The organism is Halopseudomonas pachastrellae (assembly GCF_900114765.1).
Taxonomy (GTDB): Bacteria; Pseudomonadota; Gammaproteobacteria; order Pseudomonadales; family Pseudomonadaceae; genus Halopseudomonas; species Halopseudomonas pachastrellae.
The window spans coordinates 84,575-102,885 of sequence record NZ_FOUD01000011.1 but is presented as its reverse complement, the minus strand read 5'-3'; the positions used below and the strand labels follow the sequence as shown (position 1 = coordinate 102,885).

The following is an 18,311-nucleotide window of genomic DNA, read 5'->3' as shown; positions in this document are numbered from 1 at the left end:
CCAAGGCCGAGCCGGAGCTCAGGCCTCCCAGGCGCGCGGCGCTACCGCATACGCAAAAAAAACGGGGCGCCCGATGGGCGCCCCGTTTGGTGTTGCGAGTTCTCAGTCAGCGATTACTTCTTGCTGCTGGTGAACTCCGGATAGGCTTCCATACCGCACTCGGAAATATCCACACCTTCGTACTCTTCTTCTTCGCTGACGCGCAGGCCCATCACCAGTTTGATGATGCTCCAGACGATCAGGCTGGCGATGAATACCCACAGGAAGATAACCACGATACCCATCAGCTGAGCAGTCAGGCTAGCGTCGCTGTTGGTCAGGCATACAGCCAGCAGACCCCAGATACCGACTACACCGTGAACGGAGATGGCACCGACCGGATCGTCGATCTTCAGCTTGTCCAGAGCCAGGACAGAGAAGACTACGATCACGCCGCCAACAGCACCGATCAGGGTGGCTTGCAGGCCGCTCGGAGTCAGCGGTTCAGCGGTGATGGCAACCAGGCCAGCCAGGGCGCCGTTCAGAGCCATGGTCAGGTCAGCCTTGCCGAACAGGATGCGGGCAACAACCAGACCAGCGATCAGACCACCAGCAGCAGCTGCGTTGGTGTTGACGAAGATCTGAGCAACAGCGTTGGCGTCGGAGATGTTGGAAACAACCAGCTGCGAGCCACCGTTGAAGCCGAACCAGCCCAGCCACAGGATGAACATACCCAGAGTAGCCAGCGGCAGGTTGGCACCGGGGATAGCGTTGATCTGGCCGTTGGAGCCGTACTTGCCCTTACGAGCGCCCAGCAGCAGGACACCAGCCAGAGCAGCAGTAGCACCAGTCATGTGAACCACACCGGAACCGGCGAAGTCCAGGAAGCCAGCTTCGTTCAGGAAGCCACCGCCCCATTTCCAGAAGCCCTGGATCGGGTAGATGAAGCCAGTCATGATCACGGCGAAGACTAGGAACGCGAACAGCTTCATGCGCTCGGCAACCGCACCGGAAACGATGGACATGGCAGTAGCAACAAACACCACCTGGAAGAAGAAGTCGGAAGCAACCGAGTAGTACGGTGCATCGTCGCCACCGGCGAGCACGTCTTCAACTGTGTTTTCAGCGCCGATCAGTACGCCGAAGCTCGGGAAGATGCCGCCTTCCGGGCTGGAGTACATGATGTGGTAGCCGACCAGCAGGTACATGGTGCAGGCAATCGCAAACAGCGCGACGTTCTTGGTGAGGATTTCAGTGGTGTTCTTGGCGCGAACCAGACCGGCCTCGAGCATGGCAAAACCTGCTGCCATCCACATGACCAGTGCACCACAGATCAGAAAGTAGAATGTATCAAGTGCGTACTTGATTTGTACGATGTCTTCCATTTTAAGCCCCCCATATAGGCTTGTTTACTGCAGTCTGAAAAACGACCTGCGGTCAGATGGCGTCGGTGCCGGTTTCGCCGGTACGGATGCGGATGGCCTGCTCCAGTGCCACCACGAAGATCTTGCCGTCGCCGATCTTGCCGGTGTTGGCTGCCTTGGTGATGGACTCGATGACGCGATCCAGCATGTCATCAGCGATGGCAACGTCGATCTTGACCTTGGGCAGGAAGTCGACAACGTACTCAGCGCCACGGTACAGCTCGGTGTGACCCTTCTGACGGCCAAAACCCTTGACCTCGGTTACGGTGATGCCCTGCACGCCGATCTCGGACAGTGCTTCACGCACGTCGTCCAGCTTGAAGGGCTTGATTACCGCCGTTACTAGTTTCATTTTGCTACTCCCGTGTAATGGACTGCCCTGGGGGACAGCACAAGTCTATGCCGAGTTAGAGGCTTTTAGAAACGGACAAACCAAAAGTGCTGTCGCAGTCGTCAGAATCGCCGACACGCCCTGCACATGCCGGCGCACCCATCTCGACACAGGCAGAGATCAAATGCTTCCCTGCCCCCACTGGCAGCGCCCGGGTGTCGTCGCTGGCGAGCAGCGCGGCGTGGGTCAAACCTGCCAGGGTCAATCGCTTCATTATTGTGCTCCCGATGTGATCGCTCACGATTCTGGCTGTGCGCCAACGGCGTGCCCCGTTATGGGGTTCACTGTTGGAATCAGCTGCAGCATGCTTTGCAGAAACTCTGCCAATTTATTTTTTTACATAAAATTCAACTAGTTACAAAACAGAGGCGCTCAAAGCCCAACAACAGAACGCCTTTCATGCACCAGGATAGTGCATAGCCGTGGTGCGCGTGCACAGCGGACGCACAAGTGCGGCGCGAGAACCCGAGCGTGCTACACTGCCCGCCCATCGGCCCCGTGGCCGTCGTCCCATGCACAGCCCGCAGAGACTCGCCCCATGCTGCACAAACTGGTGATTGATACCCTCAGCGCCCAGGCCTCGCGCCTGCTGATGAATGAAGGTGGACTGCCCGGCCCAGAGGTGGAAAAACACCTCAAGGCCCTGCTGCAGAGCGCCCTGTCCAAGCTGGATGTGGTCAGCCGGGACGAATTTGAAACCCAGCAGGCGGTGCTGATGCGCACCCGCGAACGACTCGAAGCGCTGGAAAAGCGCGTCAGCGAGCTGGAAGCAAAAACGCAGTAACCGCCTGACCCTTGGCAGTATCAGGCCACACTGATCAAGGAGTGATCATGTCCCTGGCTATTGTTCATAGTCGCGCCCGCCTGGGTATCGACGCCCCCGCTGTCAGCGTTGAAGTACACCTGGCCAACGGCATGCCCAGCCTGACTCTGGTTGGGCTGCCGGAAACCGCCGTGCGCGAAAGCAAAGACCGCGTACGCAGCGCCCTGCAAAACGCCCAGCTGGAGTTTCCGGGCAGCCGCCGCATTACCATCAGCCTGGCCCCTGCCGACCTGCCCAAAGAGGGTGGCCGCTTTGATCTGGCCATCGCCCTCGGCTTGCTCGCAGCCAGCGGCCAGATACCCGCCACGGCGCTGCAAGACTGCGAATGCATCGGCGAGCTGGCCCTGTCGGGTGAGCTGCGGCCGGTGCAGGGCGTGCTGCCCGTGGCACTGGCCTGCCGTGAAGCCGGGCGCCGGCTGATCCTGCCGCGCGCCAACGCTACCGAGGCCGCCCTGGTTGAAGGGGTCGAGCTGATTGCCGCCGAGCATCTGCTGGCCCTGTGTGCCCACCTGCGCGGCGAGGAATCACTGCCGGCGCTGCCCGAGGTCACCGCACCGCCACCGCCGGCGGTAGCCGAGCTGGCCGAGGTGCAGGGCCAGGAGCAGGCCAAACGAGCACTGATTGTGGCCGCCGCCGGCGGGCACAACCTGCTGTTATTCGGCCCGCCCGGCACCGGCAAAACGCTGCTGGCGAGCCGCCTGCCCGGCATCCTGCCGCCCCTGCGGGAGCAGGAAGCGCTGGAAGTTGCGGCCATTCAATCCGTCTGCGAACGCACGCCACTGCTGGCCTGGCCGGGCCGCCCATTCCGCGCGCCCCACCATGGTGCATCTGCTGCCGCGCTGGTTGGCGGCGGCAGCCACCCACGCCCAGGCGAGGTCAGCCAGGCACACAACGGCGTGCTTTTTCTGGATGAACTGCCGGAGTTTGATCGCAAGGTACTGGAGACGCTGCGCGAGCCGCTGGAGTCGGGCAGCATCCATGTTGCCCGCGCCCGCGAGCAATTGCGCTTTCCGGCGCGCTTTCAACTGGTGGCGGCGATGAACCCCTGCCCCTGCGGCTATCAGGGCGACCCCTCTGGCCGCTGCCGTTGCAGCCCTGAACAGATACAGCGCTATCGGGGCAAGCTGTCCGGCCCGCTGCTCGACCGGATCGACCTGCATCTGGCCATGCGCAACGAGCCCTTCAAACTGACCGGCGAGACCGGACGCAGCAAACCGGACACCGCCACCGCCGCCGCCCAGGTAGCAGCGGCAAGACAGGCCCAGCAGCAGCGCCAGCAGTGCCTGAATGCCCACCTGGACCTGGCCGGCATACAGCAACACTGCGCGTTGACCGAGACAGATGGCCGCTGGCTGGAGCAGGCGGTAGAGCGCCTGGGGCTGTCGCGACGGGCCAGCCACCGGGTGCTCAAGGTGGCGCGCACACTGGCCGATCTGGCAGGAAGCCCGGCACTGGAGCGCCCGCACCTGGCCGAGGCATTGCAGTACCGCCAGCTGGACCGACAGCCGCAAAACGGCCAGACGCCGGGGTAAAACCGACAAACAGCGCGGCAAAGGCGGGCAAAAACGGGAAAGACAACTAGAGTAACCACACAGGGCGGCGCCGGTGCCAACCCGCTGGCAACAGCGGTGCCGGCAGTCGCCTTGTATCTTTCTGAGGGGCAAAACACAGCAGCCAGACGCTTAGGCCCCGCAGGGGCCTTGGGAATGCGCTCAGGGCATCAGGCGAACGACGCCACTTTCCTTCGGCGACGCATCGCGCCCCATCTGGTAAGCATCCATGAAGTAGCACAGCTCATCGAACGGCAAGGCCGGGCTGATAAAGAACCCCTGTACCTGATCGCAGCCCAGACTGCGCAGAATATCCAGCTGCTCGCGCTGCTCCACGCCCTCGGCCACTACCTCCAGCCCCAGGCTGTGCCCCATCTCGATCATCGCGCCAACCAGCTGCCGGTCGGCAGAGCGCTCGGCAATCGCCTTGACGAAGCCGCGGTCGATTTTCAGCAGGTTGATGGGCAGGCTGTGCAGGTGAACGAAGGAGGAGAAGCCGGTACCAAAGTCATCCAGCGAAAAGCGCAGCCCCAGGCCGGTCATGCCGTCCATGGTCATCAGCACCTGCTCGGGTTGCTGCATGACGGCGGTTTCAGTCAGCTCAAACTCCAGCCAGTGCGGGTCAATACCGGTGCGCTCCAGCAGCCGGCGCACGGTGGACAGTAACCGGCTGTCCTGGAACTGGCGGAAAGACATGTTCACGGCCACATGCACCGGCGCCATACCGCGCTTTTGCATGCGCGCCAGATCGTGGCAGGCGCGGGCGATCACCCAGTAGCCCATTGGCACGATCAGGCCGGTCTCCTCGGCCAGCGGAATAAACTCGCCCGGCCCCAGCAACCCCCGCTCCGGGTGGCGCCAGCGAATCAACCCTTCAAGGCCAACAATGCGGCCACTGCCCAGATCGACCCGCGGCTGGTAGTGCAGCTCAAACTCGTTACGGCGCAGGGCCTGACGCAGCGACGACTCAAACTCGATCAGGCTGTGCGCCTGCAGGTTGATGCGCTCGTCGTAGAAGTGAAAGCTGCAGCCGCGCTGCCCCTTGGCCTGCAGCATCGCCAGGTTGGCGTGCAGCAGCAGACTGTCGACCGTCTGACCGCCCTCGGGATAGGTCGCGATACCGACGCTGCAGCCCATCAGCAGGCCTTCGTTGCTGACGGTAAAAGGCTCGGCCAGCTCGTTGATGATCTTCTGGGCAATCTGCAACAGGTTGCTGGATGAGGTGTAGTCCTCGATCACCAGAGCAAACTCGTCACTGCCCATGCGCCCGATGGTATCGGTGTTGCGCAGCACCGCGCGCAGGCGGTCTACCACCTCGCAGATGATGGCATCACCGGCGCTATGGCCTAGGCTGTCGTTAACGTGCCGAAAGTTGTCCAGATCAACGCAGAACACCGCCAGCGGCTGATTGCTGCGCAGCGCCCGGCGCATGCCCTGCTTGAGGCGATCCTGCAGCATCTGACGGTTGCAGGTACCGGTCAGCGGGTCGTAGCTGGCGGCTCGGTCCAGCGCGCCGCGCAAGCGGTGGCGCTCCATCGCGTACTGGCAGCAGCGGATGATTTCGCTGGCGGAGGATTGATCCCACAGGGTGTCGTTGAGGCCGTTGCCGATGCTGGAAAAGTCGGGCTCGTTGGCCAGGTGAATAACCGGCACGCCGCAGTCGTGCAGCATGGCCAGGCTGTCTGAACGCGCCAGCACCGCCTGTACCTCGCCCCGATCGATCCGGGTTTGCAGCTGGTGCCAGTCTTCGGCGCGCTCCAGACTGAACGGCAGGGTACCAACCACAGCAAGCCGACGGCACAGCTGCACATAGGCGCCGTGGTCGGTATCCAGCAAGATAACTCGCTGTAGTGGTCTGTCATCGCTCAAGCGGCGATCTCCCCTGGGTTGGAACAAGGCTCTCAGTCGTATCCATGCCGGCTCTGGCCGCTATCTGCTTGATTTGCCGGGGTCTTTTGCCCGGCTGGCGTCAAGTCAGGGATAAATTCAGTCGACTGGGAGTAATCTCCAATAAAAGAATCTTTAAAATTTAAGCATCTACAGCACTTTTGTGAAGCAAGTTATAGCGAATATCTCGCCAATAACCAAGTCTCACTGATAGGCGGCACCCGATCAGCCGACGAAGCTGCTACCATTTGCCGCCCTCAGCCTCCGGAGATACCCCCGTGTCACGCCTCAACCCCCGCCAACAGGAAGCCGTCGAGTACATCAGCGGACCGCTGCTGGTTCTGGCCGGGGCCGGCAGCGGCAAGACCAGCGTGATCACCCGCAAGATCGCCTATCTGGTCAAAGAGTGTGGCATCCGCGCCCAGCACATCATTGCCGTGACCTTTACCAACAAGGCCGCACGCGAGATGAAAGAGCGGGTTGGCCAATTGCTGCGCGGGCCCGACGCCCGCGGCCTGACCGTCTCGACCTTCCACAACCTGGGGCTGAACATCATCCGCAAGGAGCATCAGCGCCTGGGCTACAAGCCCGGCTTCTCGATTTTCGATCAGCAGGATGCCACAGCGCTGATTACCGATTTGATGCACAAGGACTACGGCGCCGAAGACGGCATCGAAGGCATCCAGGCGCAAATCTCCAACTGGAAGAACGACCTGATCCTGCCGGACGAAGCCTTGGCCCAGGCCAAAACCCCGCAGGAACAGACCGCCGCCAGCGTCTACATGCACTACCAGCGCACGCTCAAGGCCTACAACGCGGTGGACTTTGACGACCTGATCCTGATCCCGGTGGTGCTGTTTCGCGACAACCCCGATGTGCTGGAGAAATGGCAGTTTCGCATTCGCTACATGCTGGTGGATGAATACCAGGACACCAACGCCAGCCAGTACCTGCTGGTCAAAATGCTGGTCGGCACCCAGGCACGCTTTACCGTGGTGGGCGACGACGACCAGTCGATCTACGCCTGGCGCGGCGCACGCCCGGAAAACCTGGCGCTGCTCAAAGAAGACTTTCCGCACCTCAAAGTAGTCATGCTGGAGCAGAACTACCGCTCCACCAGCCGCATCCTGCGCGCAGCCAACACCCTGATTGCCAACAACCCCCACGTGTTCGAAAAGCAGCTGTGGAGTGAACTGGGTTACGGCGAGCCCCTGCGCGTGATCCGCTGCCGCAATGAAGAGGCCGAAGCCGAGCGCGTGGCGGTCGAGATTCAGAATCAGCACCACCAGCACAAACGTGCCTGGCGCGACTTTGCCATTCTGTATCGCGGCAACCACCAGGCGCGGTTGATCGAACTGAAATTGCAGCACCACCAGATCCCTTATCACCTGTCTGGCGGCACCAGCTTTTTCAGCCGGCAAGAGGTCAAGGACCTGATGTCCTACCTGCGCCTGCTGGTCAACCAGGACGACGACAACGCGCTGCTGCGGGTGATCAACGTACCGCGCCGCGAGATAGGCCCGGCCACGCTGGAAAAACTCGGCACCTACGCTAACGAACGCCAGATCACCATGTACCAGGCCTGCACCGAAATGGGCCTGGGCGAGCGGCTGGATGCCCGCTATACCGAAAAGCTGCAGCGCTTCATCACCTGGCTCGACGGTATCCGCAAGCAGTGCTACGAAGGCGACCCGATTGAAACCCTGCGGCGCATGGTGCTGGACCTGGACTACGAAAACTGGATTCGCCAAAACTGCTCCAGCGACGAGATCGCTGCCAAGCGCATGGGCAACGTCTGGTTCCTGCTCGACTCGATCAAAAGCATTCTCGAGAAGGACGACAGCGGCGAGAGCAACATCGAGGATGCCATTGCCAAGCTGGTGCTGCGTGACATGCTCGAACGCCAGGAAGAGGAAGAAGACGCAGACCGCGTCCAGCTCATGACCCTGCACGCCTCCAAGGGTCTGGAGTACCCGCACGTGTTTATCATGGGCATGGAAGAAGAGATCCTGCCCCACCGCTCCAGTATCGAAGCCGACAGCGTCGAAGAAGAACGCCGCCTCGCCTACGTGGGTATCACCCGCGCACGCAAAACCCTGGCCTTTACCTTTGCCGCCAAGCGCCGGCAGTTTGGTGAAATCATCGACTGCGCCCCCAGCCGCTTCCTGGATGAAATCCCGCCGGAGGATCTGGAGTGGGAAGGCAGCGAAGAAGCCCCGGTGGAGCAGAAACAGGCCCGCGGCAAGGCCGCGCTATCCAACCTGCGGGATATGCTCAAAGGCAGCTGAAAACAAAACGCCCCGCACAGGGCGGGGCGTTCAGTACAGCGCGGAACGTCTGATCAGAGACCGGACATTTCCTTGATCGCGGCCATCAGCTCTTCATCGGAGCAGTCACCGCAGGTGCCTTTCGGCGGCATGGCGTTCAGACCGGCGATAGCGTTTTTCAGCAGCTCGTCCAGGTCACCACCGTGGCGGGCTGTCCACGCAGCGCTGTCACCAATTTTCGGAGCGCCCAACACGCCAGCGCTGTGGCAGGCAGAGCAGAACTTGCCGACAACATCGGCACCGGAACGCGGACCGGACGCTGCACCGCCACCACCGGCTACTTCGTCGGCGCAAGGATCGCCAACCAGGCAAACGGTACCGACAGGTTTCAGACGCTCCGCGATGGCCTCTTCGTTCGCTGTTGCCGCGAAAGCATTACCGGCAACCACCGCCAGCATGGCCGCCGAGGCCAGCAGAATCTTTTTCAAAGTCATCACCTTGTGCATCCTCATCATGGCTATATGTTTTGCGCCCAAGTGCATTGCCCGGACAATGAGCGCGAGTATACCGATAAACCCACACCCGACAAAGTGCCAAGCGGTCGCGGCAGACCAACGAATCCCCTCACAGGCATGGACGCCACAGCCCGCAGTGCGTATCATTGCCGCGCTGCAGCGCAGCCCGCCCGCGCGTCGATCACGACCGCCCGGCAACAGGCTGCGGCCATTGGTCGCAAGGCCACAGCAGACACGCACCCGTAGCTCAGCTGGATAGAGTACCGCCCTCCGAAGGCGGGGGTCACAGGTTCGAATCCTGTCGGGTGCGCCACACAAAGCAAAAGGCCCAGCAACCGCTGGGCCTTTTGCTTTGTGTGGTGGCCTGACGGCCGATACCAACCTGTCGTTCGACAAATCGCAACGCGATTTGGGCGGAGCAAAGCGACGGGGCAACACCCCAAGAATCGCCAAAGCGATTCGCAGCCAATCCTGTCTCGTTTAGACCGCGCCAGGGCTAGGCGCGCCTGCGGCTGTGTACGGCCTACCCGGATACCTATCCATGATCTTGCCCAGCAGCGTGACCACCTACGACGCCTACGTCAGCTTTCGGCCCAGAGACGACATCACCCTGGAGCTGGTCGGCAGCAACCTGACCGACGAGTACTACATCGACCCGACCACCCGTTCCGCCGTCGCGGCCCCCGGCCGCGCGCTGAAACAGAGCCTCACGGCGCAGTTCTGAGCCCTTCCGGTGGCTGAAAACAGTCGACGGCGCGCTGAGGACAGCACGCCGTCGACCCGAGGGACAGATTTTTTACCCAGAGCATTACGGGATTGGGGGTGCTCATTCGTTAAGTAGATATTGGCGTGCGCTTTTTATCGCGCCCCGCCCCAATCCGATCAGACTCCCCAAGCAAGGACCCGCCATGACCACGGCAGACAGCAGCGCATTGCCCCTGAGCAGCTACCTGAAAGAACAGACCACCTCGACCCACGAGAGCCTGGATCAGCGCATCATGGCGCTGGCGCCGTTCTCCAGTCGTGAACGTTTTGCCTGCTTCCTGCGCATGCAGCTGCGCCTGCACCATGCCACCGCGCCGCTGTACCAGAACCCCAAGCTGCAGGCGCTGCTGCCCGATCTGGCCGAGCGCAACCGTCTGGACGCGATCCAGCTGGACTGCGCCGACTTTGACATCAGCCAGGCGCAGCAGCAGGCCGATGCCGAGGTGGGCAATGGCGTGCAGCCGGGGAGCACTGCCGAGGCGCTGGGCTGGCTGTATACCCACGAGGGCTCGACCCTGGGCGCGGCTTTTCTGCTCAAGCATGCCCGCGAGCAACTGGGCCTGTCGGAGACCTTTGGCGCACGTCATCTGGTCGGCCACACCGACGGCCGCGGGCTGCATTGGCGCCAGTTCAAGGCCGCGCTGGATGCGCTGCCGCTGTCAGTTGAAGAACGTGCCGAGGCGGTCAAGGGCGCGCGTGATGCCTTTGCCTTTGTCCGTGCCTCGGTAGAAGAGCTGCTGGCCGGGCAGCAACCCGCCGCCGCCGTCTAAGCGCCATGCTGCTGCGGCTTTGCTGGCGCCTGCTGGCATTGGTGTTTGTTGGTCTGGGACTGATTGGCGCGGTGCTGCCCGGTATGCCCACCACGGTGTTCATGCTGCTGGCCGTGTGGGCTGCGGGCAAGGGCTGGCCACCGCTGGCCGAGTGGTTGCTCAACCACCCGCGCTTTGGCCCGCCGCTGCGTCAGTGGCAGAGCGAACGCGCCATTCCGCGCAGGGCCAAGTGGCTGGCGGGTGTGAGCATGTTCATCAGCATGCCGCTGATCTGCCTGAGTGCGCCCAGCCCCTGGGTGCAATGGCTGGTGCCCAGCAGCATGTGTCTGGTGCTGCTGTGGCTGTGCAGCCGCCCCGAGCCGCGCTACACGCAGCTGTGACCCTAGCGACAAATGCCAAAGCCGCGCAGGCCAAAGTGAAAGTGATTGGCGTGCGCGGCGTTGTAGTCAGGCCCAAGACTGGTACCAAAGAAGTCACAGGCCTCGGCAAAGGCGGCGCGCAGAAAGGCGCCTTTCTCGCCCTGATCATCCCAGTCTTGCAACACCGATATCGTGGTGCCGTCGGCCAGCGCCAAGGCCGCGACGTCCAGCGCGGAGGCGGTGGCATGGTCGCTGCGCCGGGCGTTTTCACGGTGGTAGATATTGCGACAGGCAAAGCTGCCGTAATGGCTCAGCCGCGCGACCGGCTGACCAAAATGCGTTTGTGCCAACGGTTGCAGGCGCTGCTGCTCGTACAGCGCCCAGGCGGCTATCAGCGGACAGCGGGCGACAAAGCTGCTGCTCAGTTGCAGCGTGCTGGCCCGCAGCCGCACCACATTGCTCAGCGGGCAATTGGCAACCGGGGTGTAGTCGGCCAGCGGCTGGTAATCCAGCGTTCCGGCCGGCGCGGTTTTCAGGGCAGCCAGGCACGCCTCGGGGTCATCGCCCAGGCGCTGCAACTTCCAGCGCGTCAAGGGAGTGACCGGGTCTGCCAGGTGCAGCGGCGCGAAGGGGTTCCACTCACGCGGCACAGTCCACCACTGCTGCTGCAAACCCAACAAAAAGCCACCAGCGGCGAGGAGCAGCGCCAAACACAGAGCAAAGAAGACTTTCATCAGGCGGGTTTGCATCCTCGGCCATTTTTTTGATTGACGCCCTCCCCCCCAGAACACGGGGTACGCCCTCGCCTGCATTTGCTGTACATTCGCAAAGCCCGTCATCACAGACAAGGCTGAACAGCTCAACGCAGGCTGTTTTCAGCACCACATACTAGCCAACAGAGCGGGCCTATCACACCTAGCATGACGCATTTTTCAGGAGCAAAGGATATGAACAGCAAACGCATCCACACCGGCCTGATCGGCCTTGTTGCAGCCGGCCTGCTGGTCTCCGGCCAAGCCCAGGCCTTTGGTCTGGACGCTATCAAATCGGTCGCCGGCGCGGCGCTGAACACCGCCACCCAGGGTAACAGCAATGCTGCCGATAACAGCGCACTGGAACAACAGCACAGCGACCTGATGCTGCGCTTTAACGCCAGCATGAACAACATGCTGATAGCCCAGGCGAAGACCCTGCAGGCCACCGGCAATACTGATGCCGCAACCCAAACCATGAACGCGGCCCAGCAGTACGCGATTGGCGGTGTCAGCGACTCCGATGTGATCCTGCGTGACACTCGGCTGACCAGCACCAACCAGCAGCTGATTCAGAACGCCCTGAGCCAGGCCGCAGCCATGAGCGGCGAGAACCGCGCCGCCCTGATCGAGGCGATCCCGTACTACACCGCCGGTATCCAGGAAGGTACCAAACTGAGCGGCGCCTTCAGCCAATGGATCAACAACGCGCAAGGCGCCGCTGGCTCGCTGCTGTCCAACCCGATGGCCGCCGCGCAGCTGACCAGCAGCCTGGGCGACGCCACCACCATCGCCCGCAACCTGCCGGCGCTGCTGTCGGCCTGGTCCGGCACTTCGCAGTCGTTCATGTCCTACGCCAGCGCCAACCAGCTGGATGTCAGCACCCTGCAAACCGCGCTCAACGCCAACTGAGCCTGTCCCGAGGCGCAGCCAGCCCTGCGCCTCGGCCAACTGTCATGCGCATGACAGTCTCCGTGGCAAGGCAGAGCATAAGGTGGGCCTCCCCGGGCCACTGCTGCCCGCTCAATAACGGAGAACAACAACCATGAGCTTTGCTTCGCGCGTAGTCTGGATTACCGGCGCTTCGTCGGGTATTGGTGAGGCCCTGTCCCGGGCGCTACTGGCAGACGGCGCCGCCGTCATTCTGTCTGGCCGCCGGGTCGAGGCGCTGCAGCAACTGGCTGCGCTGGCACCTGAACGCACTCTGGTACTGCCCTTTGAAACTACCGACTACAAGCGTCTGCCAGAGCTGGTGGAGCAGGCCTGGGCATGGCAGGGTCGCATTGACCTGCTGATCAATAACGCCGGCGTCAGCCAGCGCAGCCTGGCACTGGACACCAGCTTTGACGTTTATCGTCAGTTGATCGACATCGACTATCTGGCTCCGGTCGCCCTGACCCAACTGCTGCTGCCGCGCCTGGTCGAACAAGGCAGCGGCCAGCTGGCGGTGGTCAGCTCGGTTGCCGGCAAACTCGGCGCACCGATGCGCACAGGCTACTGCGGCGCCAAGCACGCTGTCGTCGGCTACTTCGAGGCCCTGCGAGCCGAGGTAGAAGAAGCCTACGGCATTGGCGTCAGCGTGATCCTGCCGGGCTCGGTGCGCACCGCCATTGCCAGCAACGCGCTGGAAGGCAGCGGCGCCGCACGCGGTCGCTCCGACACCAATATCGATAACGGCATTGACCCGAACGATGCAGCCAACACCATTCTCGACGGCCTGGCGCAGCGCCAGCACGACATCGTTGTGGCCGAGGGCCAAGAGCTGATGGCGCTGCAGTTGCGCGCAAGCGACCCGGAGCGTACCTTTGCCTTTACCGCCGCCGAGGGCGCACGACTGGCCAAGCAGCGCGCTGAGCGTGGCGCGGGTGCTTCAGTAGATCCCAGTGCTGTGAACCAGTAGGCGTGGCGCGTTGAACAAGGTGGGTCTAGGGTGAATCAAGCAGCGCATCACGGGGTGTGATGCGCGCTGTGTGCAAAAGGAGCGTTACCCATGAAACAGCTGCTTGTCGCATTGCTCTGCGCAGCCGCTCTGGCTGGTTGTTCCAGCGAGTACCTCATCAGCACCAACGACGGCGAGATGATCACCACCGACAGCAAGCCCAAACTCGACCCCGACTCCGGCATGTACATCTTTAAGGATGCAGAAGGCCGCGAGCAGGCGATCCCCGCCACCAGCGTCAAACAGGTCATAGAGCGCTAAGGCCAGCCGTCCGGGCGCGGCCCCCCTCAAGACGACAGGCAGCAGACACTACGGGGGACCGGCTGCCATCGCGCAGCCGGGCGCAGTGCTGTGTCAAAAACGATTGAAGATATCGGCAAAGGGGGCAACCGGGATACCGGCGATGGTATGCACGGCCAGCTCAGATTGGGCCGATGCCAGCAGGCTGGCGGCGCAGAGGACAAGGGCGAGGGCACCGGGCAACAGCCACACGGAATAGCGGCGAGTCATGATGTTCTCCTGGCGTGCCATCGGTGTGGCGCGCAAGTCTTGTTTTTATTAGAGAGGCACTGGCGGAGCTCACAGTCGGAGCAACCTACTGGCACCTGATAAAAACAGTCTGTTGCAGAAAACAGCCTTCGTCCAGTGAAAATTGTGTTTCGCTTTCAGGTCAGCCCTGGCGCAGCATCCGCAGTCCGTTTGCCACCACCATCAGACTGACGCCCAGGTCCGCGAACACCGCCATCCACAGGGTGGCAGCGCCGGCCAGCGTCAGGCCGAGAAACACCGCCTTGCAGCCCAATGCCAGCCAGATGTTCTGCTGCAGCACGCGCACGGTCTGGCGCGACAATCGGTGCCTGCTGCCGCCATGGCAAAGCCCATGTCGGCTGCTGCCAGCGCCGGCGTGTCATTGATGCCGTCACCCACCATTGCCACACAGCGCCCACGCTCGCGCTCGGCGCGTATCGCGTCCAATTTGTCCGCCGGCAGCAAATTGCCGCGGGCCTGCTCGATGCCCACCTGGGTAGCCATCGCCTGCACGGTGGGTGCGTTGTCGCCACTTAGCATCAGGGTTTCGACGCCCAGCGCGTGCAGTTCACGCACCGCATCTCGGCTGCCGGCCTTGAGCGTATCGGCCACCGCAAACAGGGCCAGCACCTGCTGGTCGGTACACAACAGCACCACCGATTTGCCTTCACGCTGCAGCAGTTGCACGCGCCAGCCCAGCGCATCTTCACGCAGGCCCAATTGATCCAGCAGTCGGCTGTTGCCCAGGTGATAGCGCTGCCCGTCAATCAGGCCGCTGACGCCCTGGCCGGGCTGGGCGGTAAACTCGGTCACCTCCAGCCGGGGCAGGCTGCAGGCGCTGGCCAGGGCCCGCGATACCGGGTGTTCGGAGCGCGCGGCCAGGCTGGCGGCCAGTTGCTCTACCTGCTCGGGCGAGTCCCCGCCCAGCAGCTCAAAGTCGGTCTGTTTTGGGCGGCCCTCGGTCAGGGTGCCGGTCTTGTCCAGCGCCACCAGATTGAGCTTGCCGCCCAACTCCAGGTAGGCACCGCCCTTGATCAGAATGCCGCGCCGGGCACCGGCGGCCAGCGCGCTGACAATGGTCACCGGTGTCGAGATCACCAGCGCGCAGGGACAGGCGACCACCAGCAGCACCAGCGCGCGGTAAATCCAGTCCAGCCACAGGCCATCGAGCAGCAGCGGCGGCACTACCGCAACCAGCAGCGCCAGCAGACAGACCGCCGGGGTATAACGGGCAGCAAAGCGGTCAACCAGCCGCTGAGTTGGCGCACGCTGGGCCTGAGCCTGCTCCACCGCCTCGATGATGCGCGCCAGGGTGGTGCCGCCAGCGGTGGCCGTGCTGCGGTAAACCAGGCTGCCGTACTGGTTGATGGTACCGGCGTAGAGGGTCGCGCCCGGCTGCTTGTCGACCGGCATGCTCTCACCGGTGATGGGCGCCTGATCCACGCTTGAGCGCCCCTCCAGCACCTCGCCATCCAGCGCGATGCGCTCACCGGGGCCCACCCGCACCTGGGCGCCGACCGGCACCTCGGTTACCAGTTGCTGCGCCCAGCTGCCATCAGCCTGCAGCACGCTGGCCTGCTCCGGCGCCAGTGCCAGCAACCCGCCAATGGCATCGCGGGCGCGGGCCAGCGAGCGCGCTTCGATCTGCTCGGCCAGACTGAACAGCACCATCACCATGGCCGCCTCGGGCCATTGGCCGATCAGCGCAGCGCCGGTCACCGCGATACTCATCAGCGCGTTGATATTCAGGGTACGGTGCCGCACCGCAACCCAGCCCTTGCGATAGGTATCCAGCCCGCCGACCGCGATGGCTGCCAGCGCCAGCAGCGCGCTGAGCCATACCGGCTGAGCGAGCCAGTGGCTGACCTCGGCGCCCAGCGCCAGTGCACCTGCCACGGCCAGCGGCCACCAGGGCCGCTGGGGCGCGGCGGGTGCGGGCTCGTCACCCAGCAACTGCGGGGTGAAACCCAGGCTGTCGATACCGGCCAGCACAGCGTCCAGGCTATGCGGCTGGTGGCGTACCGTCAGCACCCGCTGCAGCAGATTGAAGTGCAGCTCCAGCACCTCCGGGCGCGCCTCCAGCACCTCGCGCAGCAGGCGCTCTTCGGTCGGGCAGTCCATCTGCACGATGCGGATACGACTGAGCACGCTGCCCTCATGGGGCTGCAGGTTGGCGGTTGGCACTGCGCTGGCCGAGGCGCAGCAGCTATGTTCGGCGTGGCAGGATCGTTCGGCAGGCATGGCAGTTGTCTCTGAGTCTGTTGCCAAGTAAAAACCCTGTAGCCACTATAGAGTCAAGCAACCGGAGAGCGAAGATGAAAATCGGAGAACTGGCCGCACGCACCGACTGCGCCGTGGAGACGATTCGATACTACGAACGCGAGGGCCTGCTACCGGTGCCTCGGCGCAGCGCCGGCAACTATCGCCAGTACGGTGAAACCCACCTGGAGCGACTGGTGTTTATCCGTAACTGCCGGGTGCTGGACATGACCCTGCAGGAGATTAAGCAGTTGCTGACCCTGCGCGAGCAGCCCCGCGCGAGCTGCGGCGGCGTGAACGAGCTGATTGACGAGCACATCGAGCACGTGGGCCAGCGCATTGCCGCGCTGACCCAATTGCAGCAGCAGCTGGTCGAGCTGCGCCGCCGTTGCCAGTCGCCCCACGCGATGGACGCCTGCGGCATCATTCAGCAGCTGGGTACCAGCGGCGCCGTGCAGCCGCCGGACGAAGACTCACATGTCGGCCACAGCCACTGACTGCTAAACCTGCTGCACCTGGTGGTCCAGCTCGGCGATCAGCTGCGGGTCCAGCTTGAGCTGGCTGGACAGCTCCTGCAGATAGGCTTTCTCCATAAAGCTCTGCTCATCCACCACCAGCAGGCTGGCCAGATACATTTCTGCCGCCATCTCCGGGGTCTGCGCGGCACTGGCCACCTCGGCCGGGTCCAGCGGCTTGCGCAGCTCGGCATCAAACCACTGCAGGGTCTGCGGGTCATTGGTCAGTTTGGCGACCTCGGCATCAATCAGCTCTCGCTCACGGTCATCAATGTGACCATCGGCCTTGGCCGCGCCGATCAACGCCCGCAGGATGGCGTGACTGTGCTGTTCCTGCTGCGGCGCCGGCAGGCGGTCCACCGTCTGCGGCTGACCTTGCGGGGCGTTGGCGCTGTTCTTCTGCCATTGCTGCCAGGCCTTGAAGGCCACCACTCCCAACGCCGCCATGCCGCCGTACTTCACGGCCTTGCCGCCCATCTTGCGCGCCTTCTTGTTGCCCAGCAGCAGCCCCACGGCGCCTGCGGCCAGTGCGCCACCACCGGCGCCGGACAGCAGGCTGCCAAGCTGGCTGCCACCGGCACTGCCCTGGCGCGAATTGGTGCTGCTGTTGCCAGAGAGTGCACCACTGGCGGACTTCAACAACTGATCAAGCAACCCTTGGGTATTCATTCAAGACTCCTTATCCAGACGTTACGCAGACCGGCCTGAGCCCGCCTCATGAGTGCTTGGACCACGATTTGCAGGCGATCACTCCATGGCAAGCTGTTGCGGCATTTTTCAGCCACGCGCCAACGGCGCGCCAGAGCGCTTAACTGACAGAAAGCCAGGTGCGATTACACGTACCCAAGCCCCACGGACCGGAGTGACAACATGCATAACAACAACACAGGCAAGTCCCTGCTGGTGCTCGGCGGTAGCGGGCTGGTAGGTATGGAGATTCTGCGTCAGGCGCTGGCCGACCCGCATGTCAGCCGCGTCATAGCGCCCACGCGGCGCCCGCTGCCCACGGCAGTCAATCACTACGCTCACCTGGACAACCCGCAAGTCGACTTTGACAACCTGCCGGAAGACGCCGACTGGTGGCACTGCGATGCCGCCCTCTGCGCGCTGGGCACCACACGCAAACACGCTGGCTCGCGCGAGGCCTTTCGCCTGGTCGACCGCGGTTATGTCAGCACCTGCGCACGGCTGGCCCGGCGCGCCGGCACGCGCACCTTTGTGCTCAATTCGGCAGTGGGCGCCAGCCCGCGTTCGGGTTCGTTCTACCTGCGCGTGAAAGGCGAGGTCGAGCAGGACCTGAGCGCCATGGACTTTCGTTCCCTGAGCCTGCTGCGGCCGTCGCTACTGGACGGCGCGCGCCCGGAAGATCGCCCCGGCGAGCTGGTCGGGCTACTGGTATCGCGTACCTTCAAACCACTGATCCCCAAGCGGCTGCGTGCAGTCAAGGCCACGGATGTAGCCGCCGCCATGCTGCAGGCCGCGCTTATCGCACCGGTCGGACGGCATGTGATAGAGTCCGACGCCATCGCGCGGCGTCGCTAGCAGGCCGTTGAAATACCACGTGCCAAGGTACTAATGCCTCTGCGCG

19 protein-coding genes, 1 tRNA gene and 1 pseudogene are annotated in these 18,311 nt (G+C 63.2%); 12 read left to right on the top strand and 9 right to left on the bottom strand.

Going from position 1 to position 18,311, the window contains the following annotated elements:
• Positions 1-113: 113 nt before the first annotated feature.
• Genes BM116_RS10300 through BM116_RS10290 form a run of 3 tightly spaced genes read right to left on the bottom strand, consistent with a single transcriptional unit; the run spans position 114 to position 2,008 of the window.
• Complete coding sequence (locus tag BM116_RS10300; RefSeq protein WP_083725579.1) at positions 114-1,364, bottom strand: ammonium transporter; 1,251 nt, start codon at positions 1,362-1,364, stop codon at positions 114-116.
• 52 nt (positions 1,365-1,416) lie between these two features.
• Complete coding sequence (gene glnK, locus BM116_RS10295) at positions 1,417-1,755, bottom strand: P-II family nitrogen regulator (RefSeq protein WP_083725581.1); 339 nt, start codon at positions 1,753-1,755, stop codon at positions 1,417-1,419.
• 55 nt (positions 1,756-1,810) lie between these two features.
• Positions 1,811-2,008 carry a hypothetical protein gene (locus BM116_RS10290; protein ID WP_083725583.1) on the bottom strand — a complete coding sequence of 66 codons (198 nt, stop codon included), beginning with the start codon at positions 2,006-2,008 and terminating at the stop codon, positions 1,811-1,813.
• Positions 2,009-2,332: 324 nt separating this feature from the next.
• On the opposite strand from BM116_RS10290, the gene BM116_RS10285 reads away from it, so the two are divergent.
• Together BM116_RS10285 and BM116_RS10280 are read left to right on the top strand one after the other, a co-directional pair.
• Positions 2,333-2,578, top strand: a complete 246-nt coding sequence (locus BM116_RS10285) for an accessory factor UbiK family protein (protein WP_083725585.1) — start codon at positions 2,333-2,335, stop codon at positions 2,576-2,578.
• 47 nt (positions 2,579-2,625) lie between these two features.
• Positions 2,626-4,149: a YifB family Mg chelatase-like AAA ATPase gene (locus tag BM116_RS10280; RefSeq protein ID WP_083725587.1), complete on the top strand. Its 1,524-nt coding sequence runs from the start codon at positions 2,626-2,628 to the stop codon at positions 4,147-4,149.
• Positions 4,150-4,329: 180 nt separating this feature from the next.
• On the opposite strand, the gene BM116_RS10275 is transcribed toward BM116_RS10280, so the two are convergent.
• Positions 4,330-6,036 carry a putative bifunctional diguanylate cyclase/phosphodiesterase gene (locus BM116_RS10275; protein WP_083725589.1) on the bottom strand — a complete coding sequence of 569 codons (1,707 nt, stop codon included), beginning with the start codon at positions 6,034-6,036 and terminating at the stop codon, positions 4,330-4,332.
• Positions 6,037-6,332: 296 nt separating this feature from the next.
• Here BM116_RS10275 and rep point away from each other — a divergent pair, with 296 nt between their 5' ends.
• The gene (gene rep, locus BM116_RS10270) at positions 6,333-8,342 is read left to right on the top strand and encodes a DNA helicase Rep (RefSeq protein WP_083725591.1); all 2,010 of its coding nucleotides are present in this window, start codon (positions 6,333-6,335) and stop codon (positions 8,340-8,342) included.
• A 53-nt stretch (positions 8,343-8,395) separates the two neighbouring features.
• On the opposite strand, the gene BM116_RS10265 is transcribed toward rep, so the two are convergent.
• Positions 8,396-8,815 (bottom strand): c-type cytochrome, encoded by a 420-nt coding sequence (locus tag BM116_RS10265; RefSeq protein WP_181977938.1) that lies wholly within the window; start codon positions 8,813-8,815, stop codon positions 8,396-8,398.
• 257 nt (positions 8,816-9,072) lie between these two features.
• Here BM116_RS10265 and BM116_RS10260 point away from each other — a divergent pair.
• From BM116_RS10260 to BM116_RS10245, 4 genes are all read left to right on the top strand, one after another.
• Positions 9,073-9,149, top strand: a tRNA-Arg gene (locus BM116_RS10260).
• A 228-nt stretch (positions 9,150-9,377) separates the two neighbouring features.
• The gene (locus BM116_RS10255) at positions 9,378-9,560 is read left to right on the top strand and encodes a TonB-dependent receptor (protein WP_083725595.1); all 183 of its coding nucleotides are present in this window, start codon (positions 9,378-9,380) and stop codon (positions 9,558-9,560) included.
• 184 nt (positions 9,561-9,744) lie between these two features.
• Positions 9,745-10,371, top strand: a complete 627-nt coding sequence (locus tag BM116_RS10250) for a biliverdin-producing heme oxygenase (protein ID WP_083725597.1) — start codon at positions 9,745-9,747, stop codon at positions 10,369-10,371.
• Between the two features lie 5 nt (positions 10,372-10,376).
• Entirely contained in the window at positions 10,377-10,751 is a 375-nt protein-coding gene (locus BM116_RS10245; protein WP_083725599.1) for a YbaN family protein, read from the top strand.
• Between the two features lie 2 nt (positions 10,752-10,753).
• On the opposite strand, the gene BM116_RS10240 is transcribed toward BM116_RS10245, so the two are convergent.
• Positions 10,754-11,464, bottom strand: coding sequence for an extensin-like domain-containing protein (locus BM116_RS10240; protein ID WP_083725699.1), 711 nt, complete (start codon positions 11,462-11,464; stop codon positions 10,754-10,756).
• 213 nt (positions 11,465-11,677) lie between these two features.
• On the opposite strand from BM116_RS10240, the gene BM116_RS10235 reads away from it, so the two are divergent.
• From BM116_RS10235 to BM116_RS10225, 3 genes are all read left to right on the top strand, one after another.
• Complete coding sequence (locus BM116_RS10235) at positions 11,678-12,394, top strand: hypothetical protein (protein WP_083725601.1); 717 nt, start codon at positions 11,678-11,680, stop codon at positions 12,392-12,394.
• 133 nt (positions 12,395-12,527) lie between these two features.
• On the top strand, positions 12,528-13,382 hold the full coding sequence (locus BM116_RS10230) for an SDR family NAD(P)-dependent oxidoreductase (RefSeq protein ID WP_083725603.1): 855 nt from the start codon (positions 12,528-12,530) through the stop codon (positions 13,380-13,382).
• 90 nt (positions 13,383-13,472) lie between these two features.
• A complete protein-coding gene (locus BM116_RS10225; protein ID WP_083725605.1) occupies positions 13,473-13,682 on the top strand; it encodes a YgdI/YgdR family lipoprotein in 210 nt (69 codons plus the stop codon).
• 93 nt (positions 13,683-13,775) lie between these two features.
• Here BM116_RS10225 and BM116_RS18855 read toward each other — a convergent pair whose 3' ends face one another.
• Together BM116_RS18855 and BM116_RS10220 are read right to left on the bottom strand one after the other, a co-directional pair.
• Positions 13,776-13,931: a hypothetical protein gene (locus BM116_RS18855; RefSeq protein WP_169847241.1), complete on the bottom strand. Its 156-nt coding sequence runs from the start codon at positions 13,929-13,931 to the stop codon at positions 13,776-13,778.
• Positions 13,932-14,091: 160 nt separating this feature from the next.
• Positions 14,092-16,190: pseudogene (locus tag BM116_RS10220) on the bottom strand (heavy metal translocating P-type ATPase).
• Positions 16,191-16,264: 74 nt separating this feature from the next.
• On the opposite strand from BM116_RS10220, the gene cadR reads away from it, so the two are divergent.
• Positions 16,265-16,705 (top strand): Cd(II)/Pb(II)-responsive transcriptional regulator, encoded by a 441-nt coding sequence (gene cadR, locus BM116_RS10215; protein WP_083725607.1) that lies wholly within the window; start codon positions 16,265-16,267, stop codon positions 16,703-16,705.
• Between the two features lie 3 nt (positions 16,706-16,708).
• Here the strand turns inward: cadR and BM116_RS10210 are convergent, their stop codons facing one another.
• Positions 16,709-17,392 carry a tellurite resistance TerB family protein gene (locus BM116_RS10210; protein ID WP_083725609.1) on the bottom strand — a complete coding sequence of 228 codons (684 nt, stop codon included), beginning with the start codon at positions 17,390-17,392 and terminating at the stop codon, positions 16,709-16,711.
• 201 nt (positions 17,393-17,593) lie between these two features.
• Between BM116_RS10210 and BM116_RS10205 the strand changes: the two genes are divergently transcribed.
• Complete coding sequence (locus BM116_RS10205) at positions 17,594-18,265, top strand: Rossmann-fold NAD(P)-binding domain-containing protein (RefSeq protein WP_083725611.1); 672 nt, start codon at positions 17,594-17,596, stop codon at positions 18,263-18,265.
• The last annotated feature ends 46 nt before the right edge of the window (positions 18,266-18,311 follow it).